The sequence below is a fragment of the Pseudomonas sp. MF5691 genome, assembly GCF_016405645.1.
GTDB lineage: Bacteria > Pseudomonadota > Gammaproteobacteria > Pseudomonadales > Pseudomonadaceae > Aquipseudomonas > Aquipseudomonas shahriarae.
The window spans coordinates 1-23,499 of record NZ_JAEKDC010000023.1 but is presented as its reverse complement, the minus strand read 5'-3'; the positions used below and the strand labels follow the sequence as shown (position 1 = coordinate 23,499).

26 protein-coding genes and 3 pseudogenes are annotated in these 23,499 nt (G+C 52.6%); 10 read left to right on the top strand and 19 right to left on the bottom strand.

Translation table 11 applies throughout. The features are described from left to right. Positions 1–26: 26 nt before the first annotated feature. A complete protein-coding gene (locus JFT44_RS23810; protein ID WP_198831270.1) occupies positions 27–539 on the bottom strand; it encodes a transcription termination/antitermination NusG family protein in 513 nt (170 codons plus the stop codon). A 215-nt stretch (positions 540–754) separates the two neighbouring features. Here JFT44_RS23810 and JFT44_RS23805 point away from each other — a divergent pair, with 215 nt between their 5' ends. Next, entirely contained in the window at positions 755–1,138 is a 384-nt protein-coding gene (locus tag JFT44_RS23805) for a helix-turn-helix domain-containing protein (RefSeq protein ID WP_198831269.1), read from the top strand. Positions 1,139–1,157: 19 nt separating this feature from the next. On the opposite strand, the gene JFT44_RS23800 is transcribed toward JFT44_RS23805, so the two are convergent. After that, on the bottom strand, positions 1,158–1,340 hold the full coding sequence (locus JFT44_RS23800) for a hypothetical protein (protein WP_198831268.1): 183 nt from the start codon (positions 1,338–1,340) through the stop codon (positions 1,158–1,160). A 163-nt stretch (positions 1,341–1,503) separates the two neighbouring features. On the opposite strand from JFT44_RS23800, the gene JFT44_RS23795 reads away from it, so the two are divergent. Next, positions 1,504–2,928: a PLP-dependent aminotransferase family protein gene (locus JFT44_RS23795; RefSeq protein ID WP_198831307.1), complete on the top strand. Its 1,425-nt coding sequence runs from the start codon at positions 1,504–1,506 to the stop codon at positions 2,926–2,928. A 70-nt stretch (positions 2,929–2,998) separates the two neighbouring features. Here the strand turns inward: JFT44_RS23795 and traI are convergent, their stop codons facing one another. Further along, the gene (gene traI, locus JFT44_RS23790; protein WP_198831267.1) at positions 2,999–4,957 is read right to left on the bottom strand and encodes a TraI/MobA(P) family conjugative relaxase; all 1,959 of its coding nucleotides are present in this window, start codon (positions 4,955–4,957) and stop codon (positions 2,999–3,001) included. Positions 4,958–4,963: 6 nt separating this feature from the next. Beyond that, positions 4,964–5,296 carry a plasmid mobilization protein MobA gene (gene mobA / locus JFT44_RS23785; protein WP_198831266.1) on the bottom strand — a complete coding sequence of 111 codons (333 nt, stop codon included), beginning with the start codon at positions 5,294–5,296 and terminating at the stop codon, positions 4,964–4,966. A 252-nt stretch (positions 5,297–5,548) separates the two neighbouring features. Between mobA and JFT44_RS23780 the strand changes: the two genes are divergently transcribed. Continuing rightward, entirely contained in the window at positions 5,549–5,833 is a 285-nt protein-coding gene (locus JFT44_RS23780; RefSeq protein WP_198831265.1) for a mobilization protein, read from the top strand. Positions 5,834–5,888: 55 nt separating this feature from the next. On the opposite strand, the gene JFT44_RS23775 is transcribed toward JFT44_RS23780, so the two are convergent. From JFT44_RS23775 to JFT44_RS23760, 4 genes are all read right to left on the bottom strand, one after another. Then, positions 5,889–6,107, bottom strand: coding sequence for a hypothetical protein (locus tag JFT44_RS23775; RefSeq protein ID WP_169907239.1), 219 nt, complete (start codon positions 6,105–6,107; stop codon positions 5,889–5,891). Between the two features lie 69 nt (positions 6,108–6,176). Beyond that, positions 6,177–7,013 (bottom strand): DUF932 domain-containing protein, encoded by an 837-nt coding sequence (locus JFT44_RS23770; RefSeq protein ID WP_198831264.1) that lies wholly within the window; start codon positions 7,011–7,013, stop codon positions 6,177–6,179. Between the two features lie 337 nt (positions 7,014–7,350). Then, positions 7,351–9,324, bottom strand: coding sequence for a ParB/Srx family N-terminal domain-containing protein (locus tag JFT44_RS23765; RefSeq protein ID WP_198831263.1), 1,974 nt, complete (start codon positions 9,322–9,324; stop codon positions 7,351–7,353). Between the two features lie 627 nt (positions 9,325–9,951). Continuing rightward, positions 9,952–10,419, bottom strand: coding sequence for a TrfB-related DNA-binding protein (locus tag JFT44_RS23760; RefSeq protein ID WP_198831262.1), 468 nt, complete (start codon positions 10,417–10,419; stop codon positions 9,952–9,954). Positions 10,420–11,403: 984 nt separating this feature from the next. On the opposite strand from JFT44_RS23760, the gene JFT44_RS23755 reads away from it, so the two are divergent. After that, on the top strand, positions 11,404–11,598 hold the full coding sequence (locus tag JFT44_RS23755; protein ID WP_198831261.1) for a hypothetical protein: 195 nt from the start codon (positions 11,404–11,406) through the stop codon (positions 11,596–11,598). Here the strand turns inward: JFT44_RS23755 and JFT44_RS23750 are convergent, their stop codons facing one another. The 6 genes from JFT44_RS23750 to JFT44_RS23725 form a co-directional block, all read right to left on the bottom strand. Further along, positions 11,599–11,850, bottom strand: a complete 252-nt coding sequence (locus tag JFT44_RS23750; protein ID WP_198831260.1) for a hypothetical protein — start codon at positions 11,848–11,850, stop codon at positions 11,599–11,601. After that, a complete protein-coding gene (locus JFT44_RS23745) occupies positions 11,847–12,077 on the bottom strand; it encodes a hypothetical protein (protein ID WP_198831259.1) in 231 nt (76 codons plus the stop codon). Before JFT44_RS23745 ends, JFT44_RS23750 begins: the two co-directional genes overlap by 4 nt. Further along, positions 12,074–12,319 carry a hypothetical protein gene (locus tag JFT44_RS23740; RefSeq protein WP_198831258.1) on the bottom strand — a complete coding sequence of 82 codons (246 nt, stop codon included), beginning with the start codon at positions 12,317–12,319 and terminating at the stop codon, positions 12,074–12,076. Before JFT44_RS23740 ends, JFT44_RS23745 begins: the two co-directional genes overlap by 4 nt. Beyond that, positions 12,316–12,618 (bottom strand): hypothetical protein, encoded by a 303-nt coding sequence (locus tag JFT44_RS23735; RefSeq protein ID WP_198831257.1) that lies wholly within the window; start codon positions 12,616–12,618, stop codon positions 12,316–12,318. The genes JFT44_RS23740 and JFT44_RS23735 overlap by 4 nt, the downstream gene beginning before the upstream one ends. Before the next feature lie 173 nt (positions 12,619–12,791). Further along, the gene (locus JFT44_RS23730; RefSeq protein ID WP_198831256.1) at positions 12,792–13,034 is read right to left on the bottom strand and encodes a hypothetical protein; all 243 of its coding nucleotides are present in this window, start codon (positions 13,032–13,034) and stop codon (positions 12,792–12,794) included. 41 nt (positions 13,035–13,075) lie between these two features. Then, positions 13,076–13,309, bottom strand: a complete 234-nt coding sequence (locus JFT44_RS23725; RefSeq protein ID WP_198831255.1) for a hypothetical protein — start codon at positions 13,307–13,309, stop codon at positions 13,076–13,078. 583 nt (positions 13,310–13,892) lie between these two features. Here JFT44_RS23725 and JFT44_RS23720 point away from each other — a divergent pair. The 5 genes from JFT44_RS23720 to JFT44_RS23700 all read left to right on the top strand — a co-directional run bounded on the left by JFT44_RS23720 (position 13,893) and on the right by JFT44_RS23700 (position 17,569). Next, positions 13,893–14,600 (top strand): ParA family protein, encoded by a 708-nt coding sequence (locus JFT44_RS23720; protein ID WP_198831254.1) that lies wholly within the window; start codon positions 13,893–13,895, stop codon positions 14,598–14,600. Beyond that, complete coding sequence (locus JFT44_RS23715; RefSeq protein WP_198831253.1) at positions 14,597–14,926, top strand: stability/partitioning determinant; 330 nt, start codon at positions 14,597–14,599, stop codon at positions 14,924–14,926. Before JFT44_RS23720 ends, JFT44_RS23715 begins: the two co-directional genes overlap by 4 nt. 33 nt (positions 14,927–14,959) lie before the next feature. Further along, positions 14,960–15,784 (top strand): hypothetical protein, encoded by an 825-nt coding sequence (locus JFT44_RS23710; RefSeq protein ID WP_198831252.1) that lies wholly within the window; start codon positions 14,960–14,962, stop codon positions 15,782–15,784. Between the two features lie 259 nt (positions 15,785–16,043). Further along, a complete protein-coding gene (locus JFT44_RS23705) occupies positions 16,044–16,595 on the top strand; it encodes a GNAT family N-acetyltransferase (protein WP_198831251.1) in 552 nt (183 codons plus the stop codon). Beyond that, complete coding sequence (locus tag JFT44_RS23700; protein ID WP_198831250.1) at positions 16,592–17,569, top strand: tyrosine-type recombinase/integrase; 978 nt, start codon at positions 16,592–16,594, stop codon at positions 17,567–17,569. The genes JFT44_RS23705 and JFT44_RS23700 overlap by 4 nt, the downstream gene beginning before the upstream one ends. A 69-nt stretch (positions 17,570–17,638) precedes the next feature. Here JFT44_RS23700 and JFT44_RS23695 read toward each other — a convergent pair. From JFT44_RS23695 to JFT44_RS29230, 4 genes and pseudogenes are all read right to left on the bottom strand, one after another. Then, positions 17,639–17,953: pseudogene (locus tag JFT44_RS23695) on the bottom strand (Tn3 family transposase); the annotation flags it as partial. Between the two features lie 33 nt (positions 17,954–17,986). Further along, a pseudogene (locus JFT44_RS23690) lies at positions 17,987–18,249 on the bottom strand (Tn3 family transposase); the annotation flags it as partial. Positions 18,250–18,269: 20 nt separating this feature from the next. Next, a complete protein-coding gene (locus tag JFT44_RS29235; protein WP_275941885.1) occupies positions 18,270–18,728 on the bottom strand; it encodes a methyl-accepting chemotaxis protein in 459 nt (152 codons plus the stop codon). An 87-nt stretch (positions 18,729–18,815) separates the two neighbouring features. Beyond that, positions 18,816–19,574, bottom strand: a pseudogene (locus JFT44_RS29230) (PAS domain-containing protein); the annotation flags it as partial. A 143-nt stretch (positions 19,575–19,717) separates the two neighbouring features. Here JFT44_RS29230 and JFT44_RS23680 point away from each other — a divergent pair. Continuing rightward, positions 19,718–20,746, top strand: a complete 1,029-nt coding sequence (locus JFT44_RS23680) for an IS30-like element ISPsp7 family transposase (RefSeq protein ID WP_003283602.1) — start codon at positions 19,718–19,720, stop codon at positions 20,744–20,746. Between the two features lie 40 nt (positions 20,747–20,786). Here JFT44_RS23680 and JFT44_RS23675 read toward each other — a convergent pair whose 3' ends face one another. Continuing rightward, a complete protein-coding gene (locus JFT44_RS23675) occupies positions 20,787–23,330 on the bottom strand; it encodes an EAL domain-containing protein (protein ID WP_198831249.1) in 2,544 nt (847 codons plus the stop codon). Between the last annotated feature and the right edge of the window lie 169 nt (positions 23,331–23,499).

The window sequence follows — 23,499 nt, the reverse complement described above, 5'->3', positions numbered from 1 at the left end:
CTAATTCGAATTTAGGTAATCAACTACTACAAAGGGTGAACCGCTGAATACACGCGGCCACCTGGGCGACTGGTTAGACGTTGCAATGAATTGCCCTGTGCAAGGAGCGCAAAAAAAGCGGCTTTACGGGCGACCTCGGAGTGCATGTCAATGATGAGGTGTAGGGACTTGGCCAGCTCAGATGGCAGATTGCGATATTCAATGCAATTGAAGGTGCGATCAGTGCGTAACAGGATCAAATCCCTTAATGCGTCGACCACACTGTCCTGGACAACACAAGCGTCCCCGCCGAATCGAACAAACCCATGGGCACCATTCAAAGCTGTGATTTCTGTGGTGTGAGTCACATACGGGTCAAAATTCAGCAGCAAATAGCCGGGGAACAACGGAAGCTCACGGCGCACGGATGAAGGCCGATCCGTGCGCTTACGAAGTGTGACCCTGCAAGGCGAATACACCTCAACGTCCAGCCTCTTGATCAACTCTGTAAGCGACTGATGATTCGAGGAATTATGAATTAGAACGTACCAGTTTCGCATATGCAGAACCATCCTAGCGGGCGCCCTTCCGAAATCCCGAACCGTTTGGTGCAGGGGCTGTTGTGATCGGCTTGGGAAAGCATTTTCAACCGCCGCCGAGCCAAGAGGGCCGGTGGGCAGCGGATTGCCAGGTGACAAATTAAATCGTTTTAGAAAAAAAGTAAATATTATTCTACAAGTTTTGTATTTTTCTACCTTTTTATAAGACTAACCTTATGAAATTATTAAATTTTCTTGGTAGCCCTGTGGACAATCTACGTCGCGTGATCGGAGTCAAAATCAAAGCTCTCCGAAAAGCCAGCGGTATGAGCCAGGCTGACCTGGCTGAGCTTGTGGCTTGCGATGCCCCGGTGATCAGCCGCTACGAGCTGGGAAAAACCCTTCCGAATATTGAACACTTAATTAGAATATCCACGGCTCTAAATGTATCCCCAGCAGAGCTGCTTCCTAGCGGTCAGGACTCTTTAAGAGCACAGCTGATCGCGCTCCGCCAAGATCTTTATGAAAAGTCTCTTCAGGTTGAGTCAGTTGAATACTTAGAGAAATTAATAAAGTTTGCAGACGATTACATTGAGTCCAATACTTCCAAAAAAGTATAAGTCTTGTATCTGGATATCGTTACGCAATTCCGTACTTTCCCGATAATTCGGTGATACGAGTCAAGCGCTGCTGATGATGTTGGTTTGACAATGGATCAAGTGGTAAAGCGCCGCTGGCAATCACAACGGTGAACTTTTCGTCCAATCTTACCAACTCTACGAGCTCTTTAAGCTCTTTCTGCATGTCTACACTATTGTTCATAGTCTGTCCTTTAACGTTATTCTGCTCACTGATTCGTCTTTAGTCTTTTTCCCCTCGGCAACCAGCTACTCAGCAAAAATCCCTGTCAAGATCCATGATTGACATCTATATTCACACGCTGATCAATCCAATTGACCTAAAAATAACATTAGCGGGGGAATTGATGGCCGTCAAAACAAATATTGACATGGTGTCATTGTTGCGCGAGAGCTTGGCCAAAGGGAAAGGCGTGAAGTACAAGCGACTCTCAGATGCAATAGGCGACGGTATTCTTAGCGGTCAATTCGAACCAGGCCTAAAACTTCCACCGCATCGCACGCTATCCGACAAGCTCAAGGTCACGATTGGCACCATCAGTCGGGCTTATGGTGAGCTAGAACGGTTGGGGCTAGTAGTGGCTCGCGTTGGTGATGGCACGTTCGTCCGCAAACGTGGACTTGATCGTAAGCTTGATGAGGGCTTTCGCAATTTCAGTGAAGACACCCCAACGTTTTTTGATATGAGCCGGAACATGTACATCCCAAGTTCCGAGACCGATTTTCTAACGCAGAGCTTACAAGTCCTCGCGGGCAACCCCAGTGCTATTAGGGATATAAGCCAGTACACCCCAGACGTGGGCCTACCACGGTATCGAGCTGTTGGAGCGGAGTGGCTTAAGCAACCTGATTTCACTCCGACCCCTGAGCAAGTGATCTGTGTTAACGGTGGTCAACATGGGTTGGTCTGTTCCCTGATGGCATTGCTGCAGGCGGGTGACACGGTGGCCACCGAACAGCTGACATATCCTGGGTTGATCACTGCTGCTCGGATGCTTGGGATTAAATTGGTGGGAGTTGAAACAGATGAGGAAGGGTTGTTGCCATCCTCGCTGGAGGCGGTTTGTCGCAACCATCGTGTTTCAGCACTTTTTTGTACACCTACAATCCAGACTCCAACCGCGGCGGTGATGTCGGTAACCCGGCGCGAGGAAGTCGCGAAAGTATGTCGCGATCATAATTTGCTTATTCTTGAAGACGACGCCTACGCAGTCTTGATGGATGATCGCCCGCCGCCCCTCTGTTGCTTCGCACCAGAAAGAACGACTCTGATCACCAGCTTGAGTAAAACCGTCCCATCTGGGTTTCGTGTAGGTTACCTGCATGCTCCACAAACTTTGATCAGTCGACTATCCGCTTCTTTACGTTCGACGTGTTGGATGGCTACTCCAATGTCGTTTGAGTTAGTTACTGACTGGATAGAAAATGGTACAGCCGATCAATTACGACGACAACAAGTCAAAGAGATTCGTCGGCGCAAAATGCTGGTTGAACACTTACTTTACGGACTTGAATACAAAACTCATGCAAGCAGTTCGCACTTTTGGATACCCGTTCCTGAGCCACGCCGGGCATCTGAGATTGAGTCAGAACTGAAACAACAAAACTACTTGGTTGCGACAGCTGAAAACTTTGCGGTAGGACATGCCATCGTACCTCAATTCGTTCGAGCAAGTGTCAGCAACACGTCTGGGAGTGACCAACTACTGATTGAGGCGTTTACAACTTTAACCAAATCACTAAGCCACACCCGAGAACGGTTTAGCTTGTAAAAGCTGAGTACCCAACCTGAGTTACTGACCGACGTCCATTGCTGCTTCGGTCAGTCCAGTTCACAAAACCTCATGGCCTCGGCTGTTGATCTGGTCTGACCTCAGCCTCATCCATCTGGTCATTGTAATCGGAGTAACGAGGCTGTTCCTGGAACGACTCATCATTGACTTGGAAGTGCATGTAATCTCTTTTAATGGCGTCATAGCGTTCCAACTGATCACGATCTGTCACTTGGAACACATACCCGTTGTCCCGATGATTGAAGTCGCAAGCGGCTTCAAGCACCCGGTCAACGAATTGATCGTCACCTACAATCTCGACCCTCTCCCCACTTTTGGTACTGACCAGACTGGCGGCCAGTCGGTAGTTGGCCGAGTCGTCATAGTCCTCAAAACCTGGCTTGATTTCAACCCGGCCTCCATGGTCAACCACGCCGGCGATACCGTCTCGCAGGTACTCGATGGTGCCATCACGATAGAGCCTGGAGGAATGTGTGTGCGGACTATAAAACTGCGAGTCATCTGCCCTGGCGGCAAAAATGGTTCTGTCACGTTGATCCCCACGAACCATTTGCTTACGTGTTTCTCTATAGGCGAAACCACGCAGTTGACTGACGGCAGCAAGATCACCTTTCAAGGCTTCCTGTTCCACCCAGGGACGATACGCGAGCGGTCTAAGTAGGCCTTTATCTGACAGCGCCTGACGCTCCTGGCGAAGCTCGATACGCAGCTCGGCCATAGCTTTCATCCGTTCAAATTCAGCAACCCGGTACATCAGCTTGCGCAGTAAAGGATCATCATACGAACGCTTCACGTCAGCTTTCATAGCCTGATAACGTGCGGCCACATGCTGGTAACGCCCCTTCACATCCAGATCTGGTTTCTCCCAGGTACTGCGGTATTTCTGGTAACGCGCCTTCAAACCTGCTCGGGCTTCCGCTCGCTCTTCTCGGCGCTCTTGTCGCACGCCTTTATCTCTAGCCTGAAAGGACGGTTGATAAGAACTGAGGATTGCATATGAACCCTCATAAGGATCTTCAGATTCAAACGGCGGTGGGCCTTCATACGAACCATAAGCCGCCTCAATCCGAACCTTCGTAAGCGAAGGATGAACCGATGAGGCTTTAAGCACAGGATCACCTGGGCGCAAGTAATCGTAGATCACCAGGCCTCCACTCTGTTCACGCAGCCCAAGGCCATTCGCGTGCAACAACAGATGCAAGGATTTCCAATCGGCTTCTTTTTTCTGGATCGCTTCGTTGACCTTCACCCGCACCTTGTCAACCGCATAGTGATAAAGGCTTTCAGTGTTGGAAAATATCTCGCGCTTAGCCGCGCCCTGGGGGGCGCTATGGTAATGAATACCGGGCCGAACCAAGTGGTCATCCGCGTTCATCTGCCACGGACCGTTGTCTTGCTTAAAGCCGTAACGACGCTCAAGTACGCGCATGCTTTTCTGCAAGGTATCGACATCGTTCCACATGTTGGCTGCTTTGTAGGTCACAGGATTTACCCGGTTAACCGCGACATGAGCATGCACATTGTCGGTGTCACGATGGATAGCGGTGACGTATTGATGAGCTTCTAAGCCAATGGATTTCAGGGCGTATTGAGCAGACTCGAATACCTGGGCGTCAGTGGGTTGATCAGTTTCCGGCCAAGATATGATGAAGTGATAAACAGGGTCTTTAACACGCCGATTCTGAGCCGCCACCATGTTCATTTCCGCAGCTGCTGTTTCCCAAAAAAAACAGTTAGTTTCACACGCTACGTCACCAGCCTGAACGCGTTGCCTTCCGTCGCTGAACTGCTCAAGGACACGTACAGGTGCATCCTCTGCGTCGCTTCGGTCGATGTAATCCACCAGCCGATCAAACACCGCTTTGCTTGATTCTGAACGCGCCGATTTCGGCTCATCAGATAGAACGTCCTTTCCCGAGGGTTTGTCTTCGCGCTGGCTGACATAGCTCACCAGCTTCATAAAGCTGGTGCCACCGTCTCGACGTTTGGGGGGAATAATGACGTTCATTGGATCTTATTTCCTTACGGGGACTACGTTCAGGTCCAAGGCAATGATTGCCTTCTTGACCTCGACCAGGACTTCCGAAAATTGCTTGCTGAGTTCGGTTGTCATGTTGTCCTGCATCTGATTGAACAGGTGCTTTTGCAAGCCTCCGAGGCGTAGCAGCTCATTCATTAAACGCTGATCCGTGCGCGTCACGATCTTGCGGTTGAGTGCTGAGCGTCGAAGCAAATCTGAGGTGCTAATGCCTGCGGCTTTAGCCTTCTCTTTCAGGATAGTAGCTTCCTCTTCGGTACACCGAAGATTAATAACCTTGCCCTTCTGACGCGATTCGCTCTTTGACATAACGGCACCTGTGACGCACAACGGGGTATCGGGGCGCAGCCCTGATCAGGGTTTTGGATGGGCCGACTGCGTGCAGGCGGTACATACAAAACATTTCCTGTCCGATAGTTTACTCGGATTACCTCACTTTGTCATCGCGTGAGCTGGGCGTGTATTAGAGGCATGCGTCGGATGGTGCGGGTCTGGGCATCGCGTCTGGTCTGGGGTAGAGTCAGGGTTTCACGGTTTTCAATGATCAGAGGGTTACCCAGTATGGCCAGAACTACTACCTTCACCCAAGCCAAGCTTGAGGAGACAAAAAAGGCTCTCGATCAGCTTCCTGATCTGAGCCGCGATAAGATCGGAAAGACTGAGTTTCTAGAATCTCTGAAAGATCAGATTGTCACGTTAGCAAATGCCAAGGGCTACACCACTGCTGAGATAAAATCAGCGCTGGGGACTGTGGGAGTTGAGGTTTCTATTAAGGCAATATCGGAGCTTTTGAGTACACCACCAAAGCGACGTACCCAAAGACCTAAGACGACCAACATTGAGTAATTTGCTGAAAAATAAAAGCCCCGCATTGGCGGGGCTTGTGCAACACACGTTATTGTTATTCCGTGTCGTCGCCGTCTAGGTCAGAAAGACTACTAGCAAGGTCGACAGTGGCCGGTACTTGATCAGGACCTGTTACGGTAAATACACAAGCGCTGTCAAAATTTCCGGCGGCAATCTCCGCTTGAAAACATTGATTTGCGGCGATCTGTGCCGCTGCTAAATGATCACCATCGGTTTCTATATCGATGCTCCAAGAAACGCTGTATGTCTTCATGTCTTATTGCCCCGTGCATTGAGTTCAACAAGTGTTGAAGCCGGGTGCATTGCGCACCCGGCCCGCTTGTTATGCCTTGGTCAAATGGCCGCGCATCTCTTGCGCCAGTACCCACAAGGCGCGATTCAGTTTCACATCCTGATCAATGCCACCGACTGCACGGGTTGTCGCTCGACGGCCTACCTTGTTACGACCACGTAAGCCACCTTTAAGCGAATTTTCTTGAATGCGATTGAAGGTAGTCCACAGATCATTATCGAAGTCTTCGACACGGCGTGCGCTGAGCAACTGGCGAGCTGTTACCGGCGCAGGCCCATCTTTCGGTTCGTAGCGGTATGACAATGCAGCTGTCGCGAAAGCCTCTTGTTGCTCCGGGCGTAACTTGATCTGCTTCATGCTCTCGCGGTGATCGTTAACAGAGTCAAACTGATTGAGTACTTCATAGGCACCTTCGATCACGTCGTTGATGACATCACCTTTGCCGCTGTGCCGTACTTTCTGATCAATTGAACAATCACCGATGACCAAACCATTGGCGCAGACGAACCGAAACATCCCGGCCATCATCTGATAACTGCTGGTCCCATCATGGCTGTTCAACAGGATGATTTCGTTCGCTTCCTTGTCCATGATGGTGTTGGCATGGCGAAGGCGTAGCATGTGCTTAGTGTGTTCGCGTTTTTCTTCGCTCCGCACGCGAGTCTGGCATGCCATGAATGGCTCAAAGCCTTCGGCACGCAACGCATCCAGTACGTCGATAGTTGGGATATACAGGTAACGTTCTGACCGGCTGTCATGCGCTTCTTCTGCGAAGATCGAGGGCGCCACGCGGGCAATATCGTCGTTCGACAGCGGACGGTCTGAACGCAGCATGGTTGGATTACGGAAGCTGCTGGAAAGGTGCATATTATTTCCCCTACAAGGTTTACCTGGAGCGGTAGCCGCCGCTCGTTTCAGGTATCAGCGCCGGAGTGCGCCGATGTGTTTATTGTATCAAACACATACCATAGTGTCACTACTTGTCATCACAATAACTGCATATTTTTCGGCTTTTTTTTCAAACCGCCTCGCGTCATTCCTACTCAAGAACAACCCGTTTTCCTGTCGAAACGCTCTCGATATGTCCACCACTCCCGGCGCCAGATTTTTAAAATGGGGCCTTCACCAGGTGCGCCGTGATGAGTGATTTTGGCTCTCCATTTTAGGATAGGGATCAGTTCCATCTGACCCCTGCCCTATCTAGTTATGACTTACTGGTGGCTGCCTTAGAATTGCTCTTTGGCTTGGTTGTTTTTTTCTTCTTCGCCGGTATCGCCTCTTGTGTGCGAATCAGCGAAGGCACCCAACCTGTCCCACTAAGACGGGTTTCAGCTTCTGTAGCAAGGGCGCCTTTCTTCATATCCAGCAAAGCAATCCGATCAGCATCACCCTTTATTTTTCCCGCCTCGGTCAACGCCTCTATGATCAACTCTTTGGATACCCTGCCCAAATAGTTACCAACGGTAGGAATAAAATGATCTTCCATTTTCAAATTGAGCGCTTGAGCATACTTCTCTGTAAGTTCTTTTGGCTCAACAGACAGACTTACAGACCGAGCGACAGCAAATGCCAACAGGGTATCTAGCTCCGCATCGCTTAATTCTGTAAGAGCATCCCACAAGTCCCCATGAGCCGTTGGTAACACCTCGATTAATTGATCACCGAGTGCAACAAACTCATTTTGTTTAATTTGCCCTGCTTCATCGGTAATCGGGCAACCTGTGCGGGCACCGTATCCGCTACTGATACCCATGTCCGTTGGTGAACCACTCCAGTCACTGCGCGTATCAGTAACGAACTTGCAGACAATTAGAATTTTTGCGGCCTTGGGATTAGTTGCCGTTACAAACTGTGCGGCTAAATTGCGGTGCCCAAGTAAAGAGCGACGCAGTGCGTCACTGATTGTGTTGCCCTTACGCCCTGCGGGCTCTGTTTCCCGGCCACCTGAAAGGCGCTCCCCTTCTCCCAGGGCGGAAGTGACATTGGCACGATCTGCGGTACGGACCAGCCCCCGGTCAATGCGCAACGAACCATAGTGCATGCTGATGATCGCGCCGGCATGCTCCATGACTTCCGGGGCAAACCCTTCTGTGGATGCCTGGATTTTCAGTATTTCAGCTTCCAGCTCGTCAACGCGCTTATCCAGTGCTTGTGCCTGCTCGTCGTCCCCAGCATCCAAGTGGTCCTCGATTGCGGTCTGTGCGTCCTCCAGCTCCTTTTCCAGCGCTTCAAGCTGGGCGGCAGCCTCTGCTGACAAATCGGCCAGTTTCTTTGGTGCCCGTCCTAGGCGGTCGAACTGGGTGTAATCAAACTTCGGCCAAACCTCGATCCAACCCCAACCTTCTGCACGCACTTGCTCCCCCAGATCCTGTAGCTTCGCCTCGACCAGTACATCGAGTAAGGCGCCGTCAGATAGCAAGGTGCCCTGCCCGTCTTCTGCAAACAGGTCACGGCGCACACCACCACCGGCCTGCTCGTAGACCTCCACACCGCCTATGAACGCAACACGGGGGTCTTTGCTGGCATCTACCTCCGTTTCGATAACGGCGCGTCGTAGCGCGCCTGGGTCGTTGTTCCAGTGCTGGTCACGAACACGGTTCCACACCATTGTTTGGCGGTCATGATCATCCGTTGCGCACAGGGAAATCAGCTGTTCGGTTGTCAGCCCACCATTACGATAATCCTCGATCAAGGCCGGAGCTGCTGCACGTAGCTTGAGGCGGCGCTCAACAACCAGCGTCGTGACTCCGAAGCTGTCCGCGATGCTGTCAATGGTCCAGCCCTGTTCTGTCAGTTCTTTGAACGCGTCGAACTCATCGGCCGGGTGCATGGCTTCACGGCTGAAGTTTTCAGTCAGACTGGCGGCCGTGACTGCATCCGAGCCGATAACCAAGCTGGCCGTGGGGTAGTCGTCTGGAAACTTGCCCTGTTCGACCAGTAGAGTGATCGCGTCAAACCGGCGACCGCCTGCCGCTACATCGAAGAATTCGCCGTTGACATGTACGACCAAGTTTTGCAAAAGCCCTTGGCCGGTCTGTTCGTGAGTGCTAAGGATGGAAGCTGCAAGGGACACAATTCCTGCTCGGTAACTGGCGGAATTGCGGCCAGTACGGCGGGCGTTTCTCTCGCTGCGGCGCAGACGGTTAAAGGGAATGACCGTGTTGTATGCGTTTGACATGAAATAACCCCTACAAGTGATGCCCGGAGCGGTAGCCGCCGCTCGTTTCAGGCTTCGGCGCCGGTGTGGCGCCGATGGGTTTATTATACATTTATCGTAAATTTATGTCACTACTTGTAACTACAATAAACATAAATAAATCAGCTCCCCTCCCTGCCCCCATCACGCATAATTCCCCTAAAATCAACGTCCCTGCCCCGCGCATTGAAGCGGTGCAATCTACGCATTCACTAGTGCAGGACGGCACAAATCGCACTCCGACCACCTCCGACGCGCTTTCCTGCTTTGGGCTTTGCGGTTGCCTTTCTGTGTGCCCGAGGTGGAGATATGGCTTCGCTGAGCCCAGTACCGTGGCCTTTATGGCGACCTGGTGGGTAGGTGCAGGCACGAGTGTGATGCATGGCCACAGTGAAGGCGTGCAGTGCGGGCTATGCCCGCGCGTGGAGCGTTCCGGCCGGAGGCCGAAGCGTTATGTGATTGAAGCCCGAAGGGTCGAGACGGGCCGGCTTCATGGCCTGGCTCGATGCGCAGCACGAAAGCACGGCCCCGAGCGCAGCGCAGGGGAACGCCCGGTACCAGGATCTGCAGAACGCCGGCACAGCTGGAAGCCTGGAATCAAGGCGTTAGCTAAGGCAGTGTGATGGTAAAAGTAAGTCCATTGAGCGGCTTACCTGCAGCATGAAGTTCTTTAAGCGACTCCGAGATTTCCCCTAGCTGGGTAGCCACCTCGCCAGGGAACCACTCACCGACCTTTACCCAACCTTTAGGTAAAGACTCCATGTGGCCACGTATGCGCTTCATCAGCACACTAACATTTTGTCGATTCAACCCGACCTCAGCTGCCGCCTCTGAAATTGTGGCCCCCATCACCAATACGAGTCGAGCGGCAGTAATCGATTTCGCGGAGTAAGGCCGTCGCTTATTGTGCGCAACCAGGACCTTCATCACGCGCTCAAACTCTTCTGCGCTCATTTCTCCAGTACTGGGCGTGGGGCTGATCAAGCGCACCAGTTGAGCAATTTCACCTGGTGAATGGGCCACTTTGATTTGGGCGGCCATGATCTGCAGCTCAACTTCGTTGTGGTTTGCAGGCATGGTGGTGTTTCCTGTTCATTGCCCAGGGAGAATCAACCCCATGGCGGGTGGTATGGTTGGTGTGTGATCCACGGCCGTACAGCCAAGAACAAGTTAAACTTACAAAAAAACGTCACTACTTGTCACTACAAACAATTAAATTTAACCACACCTCAGAGTCCTGTGTATTATGACCAGGCGACTTTCGTTATCCCCTACAAGGGCGAAAGAAGCACCCAACCGATGGCCTAGCCGGGCCTACGGTTGAATGAGAGGCCCCCTACTTCGCGTCGGGGGCTTTTTTTTGAGCAAAAAAAACCGCTCTGACTGAAGCCAGAGCGGCCCACCTCTCAGCCTTTACAGGCCATCAAAGTAGTCTCGCAGCAGTTCGTAAACGTGATGAACACGTACACAAACCACAACGAAGTCCCACGCACGTCTAAAATACTTAAACATGGCAGCGGCCCTCCCGTGGTTGGGCCATACCTCCAGTACGCTTATCGGGATACGCGTACCTTTGGGAAACACACCAAGCGTTCCCTGTGAGGCGGCTGGGCTAATGGCCTCCTGCATAAAACCCGACACGGATTACTAGCCCGTGGCAGTCGGTCCAAAATTCGCGCGCATACCCGGCCAACCTCAGAGGTGACGAACGCGGAACAAGGCCTATGATATGGCAAAAAACGGCTTTGTGTTGTGGCTGCATGACCGAGAACAACTACTGTCGACCTACTTTCAGCCGAAAGCCCCGTAAACGTGGGCTTGCGGGGGTTGGAATTGTTGATGAATGGTAGGTTCATAATCGACCGTAGATCGTAAATAACGATTATTTCCTTGTGTTGTCTTGTGTTTACTTGAATGCCGGCGCTACCATTCATCCACACCAAGCGTTCCCTGTGAGCGAGCAAGCCCGGCCACTAACCGGGCTTGCAAAAAGAACCGCCCGACTAAGGCGGTTTTTTTTCGTCTGGACTTTTCCGTTACGCCTAACGCCGAGGTAGCCCGATGCCGATCACCCTGGAGCTGTCCCCGTTTGAGCTGCAAACCCTGCAAGACTTTCGCAAGTATTACGCGCAATCCCAGCGCACCCCTTCCAGCGCGCCGGAACTGGAACTGACCCAGCTCTACAGCGCGCTCAGCACCTCGGCGCAGATCCTGGCCGAAGCCCTGGACAAAGCCGCGCGCGCCCAGGGCGTGTAGTCACAGCTCCACGCTGAAGCTGGTGATGCCCACCTTGTCGGCGAACTTGACCACGGCTTTTAGACTGGTCCAGATCCGCAGGGGCTCGCGCCGGCTGCGCACGGGCACCAGGCGCGCCGTGGGACCGCCCAGGCGTACCGAAAGCGTCCACTGCGCGTTATCCCCTTTGACCCGGCCGACCACCACGTCACGGATGGCGTGTTGGGCCACCAGGTGCGCCAGGGAATCCAGCTGTATCGCCTCCCCGATCATGCCGTCAGTTCCTGGCGGCGCTCGGTCGCGAGATTGTCGAACGCGATAAACAGCGCCTCGATGGTGGCGGCAGTCAGCGCACCCGCCGCCTCTATGCCTTCCACAAAACCTTGCGCGCGTTCCAGGGCCAGCTCCAGGGCGTGCAGATCCACGGCCTGCTCGATGCGGGCCAGGTGCTGGGCCACCTTGAGGCGGATCGCGTATGGCAGGTGCAGTACCAGGCTCATGCCGGCACCGCCGGCAGGTCGACCAGCAGGTCGCGTAATTCAATCCAGGGGTGTTGGGCAAACTCCGTGGCCAAGGGGCAAGCGTCGACGTGGATGAACGGCGCGCGCGCGTCCTGGGCGAGTTGTTCGGCCAGGCAGCCCGGGCAAGTGACTTGCAGGCCGTCCAGCACCCAACGCTCCCCCCAAAAATTCAGCGCTTCATTCAACCGGTACCGGGCGGCGTTACTGTCACGCGCGCTCACGGGTTGAGCCCCAAGTCGGTTTCCTCGACCCCAAACGTCAGCCACCCGCTGCCATCGGGGTTATTGCCGCCCTGGATGATCGACCCGCCGACTTGCAAGCCGCTGGGCAGCGAGACGGTCACGTAATTGGCATCGGTCGGGCCACGCAGCGCATGCGCGAATTCCAGGCGTGCGACATTGGGCTGGCCGGCACTGCCCAGGGTCACAGCGGCGCCAAGGTTGTCCACGTCGACCGGATCGCGGCCGAAGTGACGCTGTGAAATAACCACGTTGGCCGGGCCTTGGTGGGCATAGGACATGGGATCGCTTCCTTTTCGAGTGAGGGGGTATGAGTGCGTAAAACCACTGTAGGGGGTTCTGGCCTACCAGGCTAGGGGGTTCTGGTTTCCGCCGACACAAAAAAAGGGGGCCACACCCTGGCTCGGTGTACCCCCTTTTTTACATAACAGGCGTTATTGGTAACGCGGCGGGCTCAGCTTTTCGCCCAATCCACCACCGGCCGCTCATACACCAGGAATTCGCCGCGCTCGGCCAGGATCTCTTCACCCGCTTTTCGGCACTGCGCTTTCAGTTCGTCGACGCTGATGCCGTGCAGCTCGGCCACGCCGTGCGCCACCTTCGGCCCGCCACCGTCGCGGATCTTCAGAAACAGCAGGTGATGCAACGGCAAGCCTTCAAACGGGTTCGTAGGTTCGGTCATATTGTTCTCGCTCATGAGGGGTTCCTTTCTGTTCGTGAAAATCCCGGTACGGGAGCTTACCCTTTGGCCTGGGCTGCCGCGATGAGGGCTAAATCCAGATCTGGTTGAGCGATGCGGCTTATCTCATCCGACAGGCGTAGCGCTGCTGTCACGCGTTCTTCTCGCAGGCTGTCGGTCTGTTCGGCGGGGGCATACAGCCAAGCCCGATAGGCTTCCTGGCTACGCATCAGCGCGGCCTGGGCCTTGGCATCCAAGGTAAGGGTCAACAACGGGGTTTCAGTCGTACTCATCTTTGGGGTCCTTTCGGCTATTTTGCCCTGAATTTAGGTCTTCGCGTAAAACCGACCGCCTACAATTGCGCTAGAGGCATTTCCCGAGCCTTGGCATGCTAAGACCAGCCAACAAAACCTACGTTGCTCCAGGAAGCGCATGCGCGGCAAGAAATGCTGCGTCAGCGCGACACGATCAAATCGTGTCAGCTATTACGTTGTCCAGGATGCCTAAGGATGGCCCCTTCCCTGCTTCATAGAGTCATCAGCACCGGTAGCTACTGGCAATGTGTACGCCTGTACAACCAAAATGAATTCCAATTGGAATTCTATCTGGAATTCCTAAAGGAACCATAGCTGGAACCACAAAAGAATTTAAACAGAATTCTATATGAATTCAAGATAGTATTCCTCTAAGATTCTTTAAAGAATTCAAAAATAGTATCCCTAAGGAATTCTACAAGAATCCAATATAGAATTCCTTTGTGAATTCTATAGAATTCTTCAAGGTTTTCATATATGGTTTCTTCATGGAATTCAAAGGGAATTCCAAAAAGAATCCATTTATGGTTTCAATGGTTGCTAACCTACTGAGGGCCTGTGTATGCCAGTCATTGTTTTCGTCTCTCCTAAGGGTGGGGCAGGTAAGACCACTTCCGCGTTGGCACTCGCTGAGCAAATCGCACGGCGCGTACCGGTCACCATTATTGATGCCGACCCGAATCACCCTATAAAGTCGTGGTCAGAGGGCGGTGAAGCCCCAAAAAACATGACAATTATCTCGGACGTAACTGACAAAACGATCGGTGAAACGATCGCAGATGCAGCTACAAAGACGCCTTTCGTAATCGTTGACCTTGAGGGTACAGCGGCCACAATCGTTGCCTATGCGATCGCAGAATCAGACTTTGTGGTTGTACCTACCCAAGGCTCACAACTGGACGCTGAGCAGGCAAGCAGGGCGTTCGGGCTGATCCGTGCTCACGAACGAGGCATCCAGAAACATAAACCTGATTATAAATTGCCTTACGCCGTTTTGTTCACACGCACATCCGCTGCGATTCAGAGCCGAGACACAAGGCATATCCGCAAGAGCTTTGAAGCTGGGGGAATTCCGTTCTTTGAGACTGAACTGAATGAGCGGGCTGCATTCAAGGCAATGTTTTCCTACCGTCAGCCGCTTGAGTTGCTGCCAACTGATGAAGTCTCCAATGTCGGCAAGGCTATTGAGAACGCCGAAGCGTTCGCTCGGGAACTGATATCCAGAATCACCTCAGAGGCCCAACCACAGCAAGAGAAGGTCACATCATGAGTCGCGTAGATCCACTGGATAGCCTGAAAAGTTTTGAGCCTAAAACAACCACTGAGCAGAAAACAAAGCAAAGCAACGCAGAAGTAGAGGAAATGGCGAACCAACACGGGTTTGTCGGCCGACAGGCAACCCCTCTAATCGTCCCGGTTGACCGGTCAAAGCGACGCCACAAAACCGGACGTAATGTCCAGATCAACATCAAAGGCGAGCAGGAAACCAAGGATGAGTTGTACCGCGTTGCTGACGATATCGATCAACCGTTGGGGGAAACACTCAAGCGGGCCTTGGCAGCCTTACGACGTGAGCTGGAGACAGAACCACGTTAAGCGTCGGCATAAGGGAGGGGGAGGGCAGTGAGATTGAACGTAGAGAAACTCAACGCTGCAGTGATCAGCCTTTTGAGTAAGCGCAAAGGAAAAACTGGAGCCCGCTGGTCTCGTCCAACTCTTCACCAGGTTCTTCACCAGGGCATGGTTGGCGGGGTCAGAGTCGCGCCTTGGATGCCGTTTGGATTGCTACTGGTTGGTGCCTTAGGTGACTACGAAAACATGCGGCAGTATTTGCTAACAGCCACCACCGAACAAATGACCCGCACGGTCTTGCTCAGCATCGCTGGTGGCTTCGTTTTCGGGGCGATAGCGCAAGTGCTGGTCGATATCGCCACACCTAAGTTGCCAGGCTACAGGGATGGAATGCTTCAACGCGATCGTTTACCAGCCGCCATCTGGTACTGGGATTTGCCACACGATGGGCGGGACTTGGCAATCCGAGAGGTGACAACTGCACGTTGCACACCGAATGCGAATACGCGCTGGGCACTGGATGATCTGCTTAAGGAGTTGACTCGTGGCGAGAACATGGGTGGTTCAGATCTGTTAGACCACAAGATCGGACGGCTGCTGAGACTTCAGTCTCAACAGCTCAAACCTACGCAAAAGCTGGACGATGCAACCCAGTTATTGTCGTTACGCTACCGGGGTTTGCAATCAAATTACGAATGGTCTGTGAAGACTGAAAAGTCCTCACCTGGATTTAAAGCCTTTGTGACCGTGCGGCCAATACCGAAAAACGGGGATATTGAGGCTACACCATGGAACCGTTGCTTGATCGCAGAGGGTCCGTCAGAGGCTTTGGCCGTCACCATAGCAGCCATCACCCGTGAAACTTGGGCGTTCACAACCTGATGTCCAATGGAGCGAAAACGTACGCTAAGGTGGCATCGCTCCAGAAAACGGATAATAAAGCACGTTAAGCGGAAGGCCGTGATCATGACGGCCCACACCGGCGCCAAATTGATCACTGGTACAGATTCATACTCCGTGATCGCGTCGTGAACAAATTCATCGAATCCGGTCACTACACGACAAAACCCGCCGTATTGCCCGCCTGCCACATAAGTGGTGATAAAATACGTTATCACCCTATTTTAGCAGGACAGGGCACATGCCATTTTTTGACCCGATGCGTGACTATTTTCATAGACGCCAGGCGCAAATGCTGAACGTCCTCGCAGAACGCGTGCACCTGGTGAACCAGCGCACGGAATCACTGCGCGACAATTTTGTATTTCCCGGTACCGACTACTTCGACAACATTGAGGTCGATGGCCAGCACGTCGGTTATGTCGATTACGGCATCAACCCGCTGGGCGATCGGCTGTACATCAATGAGCTTCAGATCCTGCCCGAGCATCAGCGCCGGGGTGTCGGCCGGGGAGTGCTCTGGCGACTCTGGCTCACGCACCAGGTGCCCATTGTGCCGCTTCATCAGTACGGCACCTCCAATGGATTTTGGAGCCTGGCCCGCCGTGAGTTTGCGGCAGCAGGGGCTTTGATCCAAGACCAGTTGCACAGCCAGGAAGCACTGGATCAGGCCAAGCAGCGCTGGATACATCTGGTACCGGAATCTGCAAAAGACCGGTCCATTCGTGAATACTGGAAGTGGGTTGAATCTGAAAAAGCGGCAGGTCGACGTGCAGGGCCGGGCATACGATGAAAGACCTCAATCAACCCCAGTCCACCGCCGCGCTGTTGCCGTCCGGCGAACGCCGCTTGAGCGCCCAGGAGTTCCAGCAGTTGGCCAGCGTGCCGGCCGCCGTGGAATGGTTCGCCAATATCGACAACCCACGCACCCGACGCGCCTATCAAAACGACCTGGAAGACTTCTGCAGCTTTGTAGGTCTCACCGGCGCCGAGGAATTCCGCGCGGTCACCCGCGCGCACGTGCTGGCCTGGCGTGCCCAGCTGGAAGCCCGGGGCATGGCCGGGGCCACCATCCGGCGCAAACTGGCGGCGCTGGCCAGCCTGTTCGATCACCTGCTGGAGAACAACGCCGTCGCCGGCGGCAACCCCGTGCACGGTGTCAAACGGCCCAGGATCGAAACCAACGAAGGCAAGACGCCGGCACTCGGTGATGACCAGGCTAAATTGCTGCTGACGGCGCCGGATGGCTCGACTTTGAAGGGGATGCGCGACCGGGCCATTTTAGCGGTGCTGCTGTACCACGGCCTGCGCCGTGAGGAAGCCGCGCAGCTGATGACCGGCGACCTGCAGGACCGACGCGGCATCAAGCACCTGCAGGTGAGAGGGAAGGGCGGCAAGACCCGCTATTTGCCGCTGCACCCGGTCGCGGCCGAGCGCATCCATGAGTACCTGGAGCGCGACACTCAGCGCGAACCGGGCAATGGCCCGCTGTTCCGCTCGATCCGCGGTCGTACCGCCGGTGGGGCCGTTACGGGTAACGGCATCTATAAGGTGGTGGCCCAATGGGCCCACACGGCGGGCATCCAGGTTGAAGGGCTGGGCGTGCACGGACTGCGTGCCACGGCCGCGACCAATGCCCTGGAGCATGACGCCGATATCGCCAAGGTCCAGGTCTGGCTGGGCCACGCCAATATCAGCACCACCCGCTTGTACGATCGACGTGGCCAGCGACCGGAGGAGTCGCCAACGTTTAAGGTGAAGTACTGACGGAGGGCCGGCAGATTAGGCAACGATCTTCCTCCCTGGGGTTGTACGCCGGAATCCCAGAAATTTCCGTCAGCCCAGCTCCAGTCCCGCCACGAGCGCATCCAGGTCGATGAACTTGCCGTCAGTCTGGAAGGTGTAATGCCCGTTCAGCAGGATGTGCCGCCAGGCCGCTGGCGACATCTGCGTGATCAACGCCAGCGCCTTGGCATTGCCAGCTGCCTCGTACTTCGTCAGCAGCAGGGACAGGATCGCCGAGTTGTAGAAGATGATCGCGTTGCCGATCAGCCTGGCGCACTGGTTGCTGATCTCGATTTCGATGTCGGTGCGGCCGGTCAATTCCTTCTTCCCACCGACTTGGGCGATGGTCGAGCGTAGCTGGTGATAGGGGAGCCCGCAGAATTCGGAAAAAATCGTACGCTAAGGTTTTCCGGGCAATCGTAGCGGCCTGAACTTCCCGATCTCCAGCCTGCGGCTCTGCCGCCAGACGTAATCGCCAGTCAGGTTGATGTGCTCCCAGCCCAGCGGCAATAGGTATTGCAGCAGCTCGCCGCCCACCGACTTGCCAGCCTCGACCAGCCCCAAGTGATGCACTCCAGATACATCGTGTTCCATAGCACGATGGCCGTCACCAAGTTTGGGCTTCTGGCTCTGTAGCGCTGCGGCTCGAAGTTCCGATCCTGATTTTGCCTAAAACTGGACACTAGCTATTGTCTTTGAACAACGTCGATACGGTACGGGCAACATGGTCTGCACCGTCACTGATTTCACGCATAATAGTTGTTACAGTTGCGATCTGATCGTTGTTTTCTTCGGCGCTTCTAGCGATGCTGTTCATATCTATATTCAGTTGCTGAGTAAGCTTTCCGTTAGCAGTTACCACATTCTGGATTTCCACGGTGGCACTGCTAGTTCGAGCTGCCAACTGACGAACCTCGTCGGCTACTACAGCAAAGCCTCGGCCCATTTCACCCGCTCGGGCAGCTTCAATTGCGGCGTTAAGTGCTAGTAAGTTAGTTTGTTCTGCCACGCCTTGGATGATGGTAACAATTTTCTCGATATCTTTAGCCTGAGCATTTAGCTGTGTAATCGAAATAACCGCACCGTTTATTAAATTAAATGTACCCTGAGATAGTTCAATTGAACTAGCAAGGGACTCCATGCCCCGCACGGAAATTTGAGATGTCTCCTCGGCGGTGGTGAAGGAAAGCTCTGCGGCCTGACGGATTTCATCAGCCTTATGCTTCTGCGAGCTGACGTCGGTGGCAAATTTTAACACTTTCACAACCTGGCCGGCTTCATCAATGACGGGGTTGTAGGTGGCCTCAAGATAGATGGTCTCTCCCGATGCGGTCTTGCGCTCAAATTGCCCGCTTAAAAAAGTTCCTCCCTTTAAACTCTGCCAAAAATTTGGATTTTCTTGATAAAAATTATCGAAACAGAACATTCGGTGGTGTCGACCCTTGATATCGCTGAGGCGATAACCCATAGCACGGAGGAAATTCTCATTTGCATGCAGGATGTCACCGTTAGGTGTGAACTCGATCTCCGCCATCGAGCGGGAGATGGCTGCATGGACGGCTCTTAGTGAGAGTAACTCGTTTTCTCTCTGAGTGACATCTGAGCCAATCTTAATGATTTCAATAACTTTTCCATCTTGATTTTGAACTGGAATATAAGTAGCCTCAATCAATACTAAGTTACCGTCTTTGCGCAGCCGCCTAAATAAACCTGATTGAAGATGGCCGTCAGCCAATTTCTGCCAGAAGCGCGAATAATCAGCTGTGTTAGCATAATTCTTTTCGCAGAAAATTCTGTGGTGCTGCCCTGCTATTTCTTCGAGTTTGTAACCAAGCATCTCTAGAAAGATATTGCTCGCATAGATTACGCTCCCGTCTGGCCTGAATCTGATTTCCGCGACATTTCGACTTATTGAATCAAGCTGCCGCTGTAGTTCTGAGAGCTTATTTTCTGTGTCCAGCAGTTGTTTGTTTTTATTGAAAAACATAATCATTACCTTTGTGCAAATAAAATAATACTTGGGGCCCAATTTATACTGTATCGGTTAGCGCAACCGCTTCTTGAGAGCATAGCTCGGCGGCGGCAAAAACTGAGTGCAACACCTGACCTTTCCGGTACGGTGCTGCCCCTATGTCTTATACCGAACTCAGCGTTGAAGAGCGCGCCACCATTCAAATCGGTCGTACCCAAGGCTTCAGCCTGCGCAGGATTGCCTGCTTGATCAACCGATCCCCTTCGACCATCAGCCGTGAGCTGCGCCGTAACCGAGGTGCTTGCGGTGGCTACTCGGCCCGCCTAGCCCAGCAGCAAATGCAGGCCCGCCGCCAGGTTTGTCGACCGATGCGAAAACTGTTGCCGGGTAGCGAGCGCTTCGAACTGGTGACCCATATGCTGCGTGAGCGTTTGTCTCCCGAGCAGATTGCCGGCAAGCTGCGCAGCATGAACATACCCAACCTGCGAGATGCCTACGTCTGTCGCGAGACGATCTACAACGCGATCTATGCCCTGCCAGTGGGTGAGCTGCGTAAGGAGCTGATCATCTGTCTGCGCCAAGGCAAGACGACGCGCCGGCCGCGCTCTGGTGGCGTGGATCGGCGCGGCCAGATCCCCGAGATGGTCAGTATTCATGTGCGCCCGCCGGAGATTGAAGACAGGCTGATGCCGGGGCATTGGGAAGGCGACCTCATCAAGGGTAAGGCCAACGCCTCGTCCGTCGGTACGCTGGTGGAACGCACCAGTGGCTACCTGATGTTGGTGAAGATGAACGACGCGACGGCGACTTCGGCACTGGAAGGCTTCAGCGCCGCGCTCAATAGCATGCCGCTGGAGATGCGCAAGAGCATGACTTACGACCAGGGCCGGGAGATGGCGCGACACGCCGAGATCACCCAAAGAACCGGCGTGGCGATCTACTTCTGCGACCCGCACAGCCCCTGGCAGCGCGGCAGCAACGAAAACATCAACGGCCTGATTCGCCAGTACTTGCCCAAGGGCACAGACCTGTCGGTACATAGCCAGGAGAAGCTGGACGCCATTGCGCTGCAACTGAACATGCGACCGCGCAAGCGCTTCGACTTCAAATGCCCCATCGAGGTGATGGGAGAGGTCATGCAAAACTCCATGGCAATGCGGCATGATGCTCCGGCTTCAATTCAATAACCGTGTTGCACTCAGCTCCTGCAACCGCCACTATTGGGACCTAGCAGCCCCGATACTTATCCATCCAAACTTCAAGATCTTGGGGGTTGAGTGGCTTAGACAGAAGATATCCTTGAGCAACATGATACCCTTGCTCTTTTAGGATTTTATATTGACCTTGCTCCTCCACACCCTCGGCGACAACCTTCAACCGTAAGCTATCGCCAATACGTAAAACGGCATCACTGAGAGCACGACTTGTTTCATCAGCTTCAAGATCCATAACAAAACTACGATCCAGTTTCAGCTCTTGAATTGGTAGTTTACGCAAATAGCTCAGGCTTGAATAGCCCGTACCGAAGTCATCCATTGCCAACTTAACGCCCTGAGAATGTACCTCATGAAGAACCTTCATCGTGCTTGGATTCGTATCAAGCAAGACACTTTCCGTCAATTCAAGCGTAAGATCAGCGGCGATTAGATTATGCTGATCAAGTGTCCTCATAATCATTCCAGTCAGGTCAAGATTATGAAAATTGCTAGGTGACAAATTTACCGAAACAGACGGAATTTTCAGCCCCTTCCTTCGCCACACAGCTAGTTGTCGGCATGCTTCCTGAACAGCCCAATTACCAAGCTCGCCAATCAGCCCGCACTCTTCTGCCAGCGGAATGAATCTTGCAGGAGAAACCTCACCAAATTTCGAGTGAGTCCAACGAGCTAACGCCTCGACACCATATAGTTTTCCGTCATCCATATTAACTTGTGGCTGATAACTAAGTCTCAACTCGCCATTGTCAATTGCATGCCGTAAAGCACTCTCTAACGCCTGACGTTCCTGTGCAAGCTGATTCAACTCGTAGCTAAAGAAGCTGAATCTACCACGCCCCACACCCTTGGCTTGGTACATTGCCATATCTGCACGATGTATGAGAGTTCCCATATCATGACCATCTTGCGGATATATACTAATACCTATACTTGCCGATGGCGAAATAGAAGAGCCTGCTATCTGACATGGCTTTGAAATAGAAAGCTTAATTTCTTCTACTATCTCAGTTACACAGTCACTACTGCAATTCGGCAGCACTACTACAAATTCATCACCAGAAAGCCTACCTACAATGTCTTTTGACCTACGATTGGAGTGAAGACGTTCAGCAATGACTTTCAGCAGCTCGTCTCCAGCAGGATGACCTAGCGAGTCATTTACTTGTTTAAAACGATCTAAATCAATAAACAAAACTGCCATTGAGGTTTTTGTACGTCTTGCTTCGATCAGGGCATGATCCGCCTTGGCATGCAGCAAGCTACGATTGGGAAGCTCAGTCAAACTATCGTAAAATGCAAGTTGCCGTATGTTTTCTTGATTAACCTCCCTTTCCATAGCAAGAGCACATAGAGGGGTAATCACATCAACCATCTGCTGATGTAGCGGCGAGGGAATACGTTTCTCGTCATAGTAAAATGCGAGAACACCTATAGATACTCCCTTAGCTCCTTTTATTGGAGTTGACCAACAGCTCTTAATACCTAATGGCAGAAAATCATCACGTATCACAGCCCAAGTTGAATCAGTCTCGATATCACTAGTGACCACCGACTCTCCAAGGAAGGCAGCAGTACTGGACGAACCAATACAATCGCGTATTGACATCCCCTCAATTATTTTCGCATAAGTCGCAGGCAAACTTGGTGCAGAAAGTAGATGCATGCAACCATCTTCATCTACTTGAATTACTGATGCTTTGACCTCGGGAGATATACGCTCAACCTCGTTACATACCAAGTCCATTACCGCTTGCAGTGGCATTTCGCGGACCATTGCATCTAGAATGCAAAACTGTAAAACCTCATGAACTTTCGAACTCGTTACATCCGCGAGCACAGTCACAGTATTAGTTAGATCTCCAGCACCACTAAGTATTGGACTAATCGCTATATTAGACCAGATTCGCTCACCGTTTTTTACCCGCGTCAGCTCTTCGGTTCTCAACGAAAGCCCACGAGATAGCCTCTCATGTATAGCACTAACATTGGACTCAGAAAGCTGTGGTGTGAGTAATGCGGCAGGTCGCACCCCTTCAACTTCGCTGAAAGGGTAGCCAAAAATCCGTTCAAACCCTCTATTTACGTATACAATCTTCCAGCTACTATCCGTTATAACTATTGCATTTTCAGTCTGATCCGCCACCAAGGACAAAAGCTTAATTCGCTTCTGTTCCTTACGATGGTCAGTTACATCCTTTACAAAAGCTGTAAATAAAACCTGCCCTTCACTTTCAACCCGAGAAATGGACATCGCCCCCCAACGTTGACTCCCATCCTTCCTGTGGATAGGGACATCCCGAGTAGTGCCAACAATTTTATTTACGCCAGTACGCCGATTCGAATCGACATATTCATCGTGCTTATCCCGAATAGTTTCTGGCACCAGCATCTTTACATTTTGACCAATTACCTCCTCCCTATCAAACCCCCATAACTTTTCCGCCGCACGATTAAAAAGCACCACACAATTTTTAGTATCAATTACAACAACACCATCAACAGCCTGTTCAAGGGTTTGTATAAATATATCAGAAAGATTCTGGGTAATTGGCATCAGCTCAAATCCGAAAGAGCAATTTTATAATTCACAAAACCAGCTTCATGAACTGTGTACATTCCATTCAACACACGACCGCCTACGCCGTCAAAAACGATGCCCTCCCCCGGCGGGAGGGCATCGTTTTTGACGGCGTAGGCGGTCGTGTGTTGAATGGAATGTACAC

Coding starts and splice junctions, on each gene's coding strand:
- JFT44_RS23810 (WP_198831270.1), bottom strand. CDS start 539: ATGCGAAACTGGTACGTTCTAATTCATAATTCCTCGAATCATCAGTCG.
- JFT44_RS23805 (WP_198831269.1), top strand. CDS start 755: ATGAAATTATTAAATTTTCTTGGTAGCCCTGTGGACAATCTACGTCGC.
- JFT44_RS23800 (WP_198831268.1), bottom strand. CDS start 1,340: ATGAACAATAGTGTAGACATGCAGAAAGAGCTTAAAGAGCTCGTAGAG.
- JFT44_RS23795 (WP_198831307.1), top strand. CDS start 1,504: ATGGCCGTCAAAACAAATATTGACATGGTGTCATTGTTGCGCGAGAGC.
- traI (WP_198831267.1), bottom strand. CDS start 4,957: ATGAACGTCATTATTCCCCCCAAACGTCGAGACGGTGGCACCAGCTTT.
- mobA (WP_198831266.1), bottom strand. CDS start 5,296: ATGTCAAAGAGCGAATCGCGTCAGAAGGGCAAGGTTATTAATCTTCGG.
- JFT44_RS23780 (WP_198831265.1), top strand. CDS start 5,549: ATGGCCAGAACTACTACCTTCACCCAAGCCAAGCTTGAGGAGACAAAA.
- JFT44_RS23775 (WP_169907239.1), bottom strand. CDS start 6,107: ATGAAGACATACAGCGTTTCTTGGAGCATCGATATAGAAACCGATGGT.
- JFT44_RS23770 (WP_198831264.1), bottom strand. CDS start 7,013: ATGCACCTTTCCAGCAGCTTCCGTAATCCAACCATGCTGCGTTCAGAC.
- JFT44_RS23765 (WP_198831263.1), bottom strand. CDS start 9,324: ATGTCAAACGCATACAACACGGTCATTCCCTTTAACCGTCTGCGCCGC.
- JFT44_RS23760 (WP_198831262.1), bottom strand. CDS start 10,419: ATGCCTGCAAACCACAACGAAGTTGAGCTGCAGATCATGGCCGCCCAA.
- JFT44_RS23755 (WP_198831261.1), top strand. CDS start 11,404: ATGCCGATCACCCTGGAGCTGTCCCCGTTTGAGCTGCAAACCCTGCAA.
- JFT44_RS23750 (WP_198831260.1), bottom strand. CDS start 11,850: ATGATCGGGGAGGCGATACAGCTGGATTCCCTGGCGCACCTGGTGGCC.
- JFT44_RS23745 (WP_198831259.1), bottom strand. CDS start 12,077: ATGAGCCTGGTACTGCACCTGCCATACGCGATCCGCCTCAAGGTGGCC.
- JFT44_RS23735 (WP_198831257.1), bottom strand. CDS start 12,618: ATGTCCTATGCCCACCAAGGCCCGGCCAACGTGGTTATTTCACAGCGT.
- JFT44_RS23730 (WP_198831256.1), bottom strand. CDS start 13,034: ATGAGCGAGAACAATATGACCGAACCTACGAACCCGTTTGAAGGCTTG.
- JFT44_RS23725 (WP_198831255.1), bottom strand. CDS start 13,309: ATGAGTACGACTGAAACCCCGTTGTTGACCCTTACCTTGGATGCCAAG.
- JFT44_RS23720 (WP_198831254.1), top strand. CDS start 13,893: ATGCCAGTCATTGTTTTCGTCTCTCCTAAGGGTGGGGCAGGTAAGACC.
- JFT44_RS23715 (WP_198831253.1), top strand. CDS start 14,597: ATGAGTCGCGTAGATCCACTGGATAGCCTGAAAAGTTTTGAGCCTAAA.
- JFT44_RS23705 (WP_198831251.1), top strand. CDS start 16,044: ATGCCATTTTTTGACCCGATGCGTGACTATTTTCATAGACGCCAGGCG.
- JFT44_RS23700 (WP_198831250.1), top strand. CDS start 16,592: ATGAAAGACCTCAATCAACCCCAGTCCACCGCCGCGCTGTTGCCGTCC.
- JFT44_RS29235 (WP_275941885.1), bottom strand. CDS start 18,728: ATGGAGTCCCTTGCTAGTTCAATTGAACTATCTCAGGGTACATTTAAT.
- JFT44_RS23680 (WP_003283602.1), top strand. CDS start 19,718: ATGTCTTATACCGAACTCAGCGTTGAAGAGCGCGCCACCATTCAAATC.
- JFT44_RS23675 (WP_198831249.1), bottom strand. CDS start 23,330: ATGCCAATTACCCAGAATCTTTCTGATATATTTATACAAACCCTTGAA.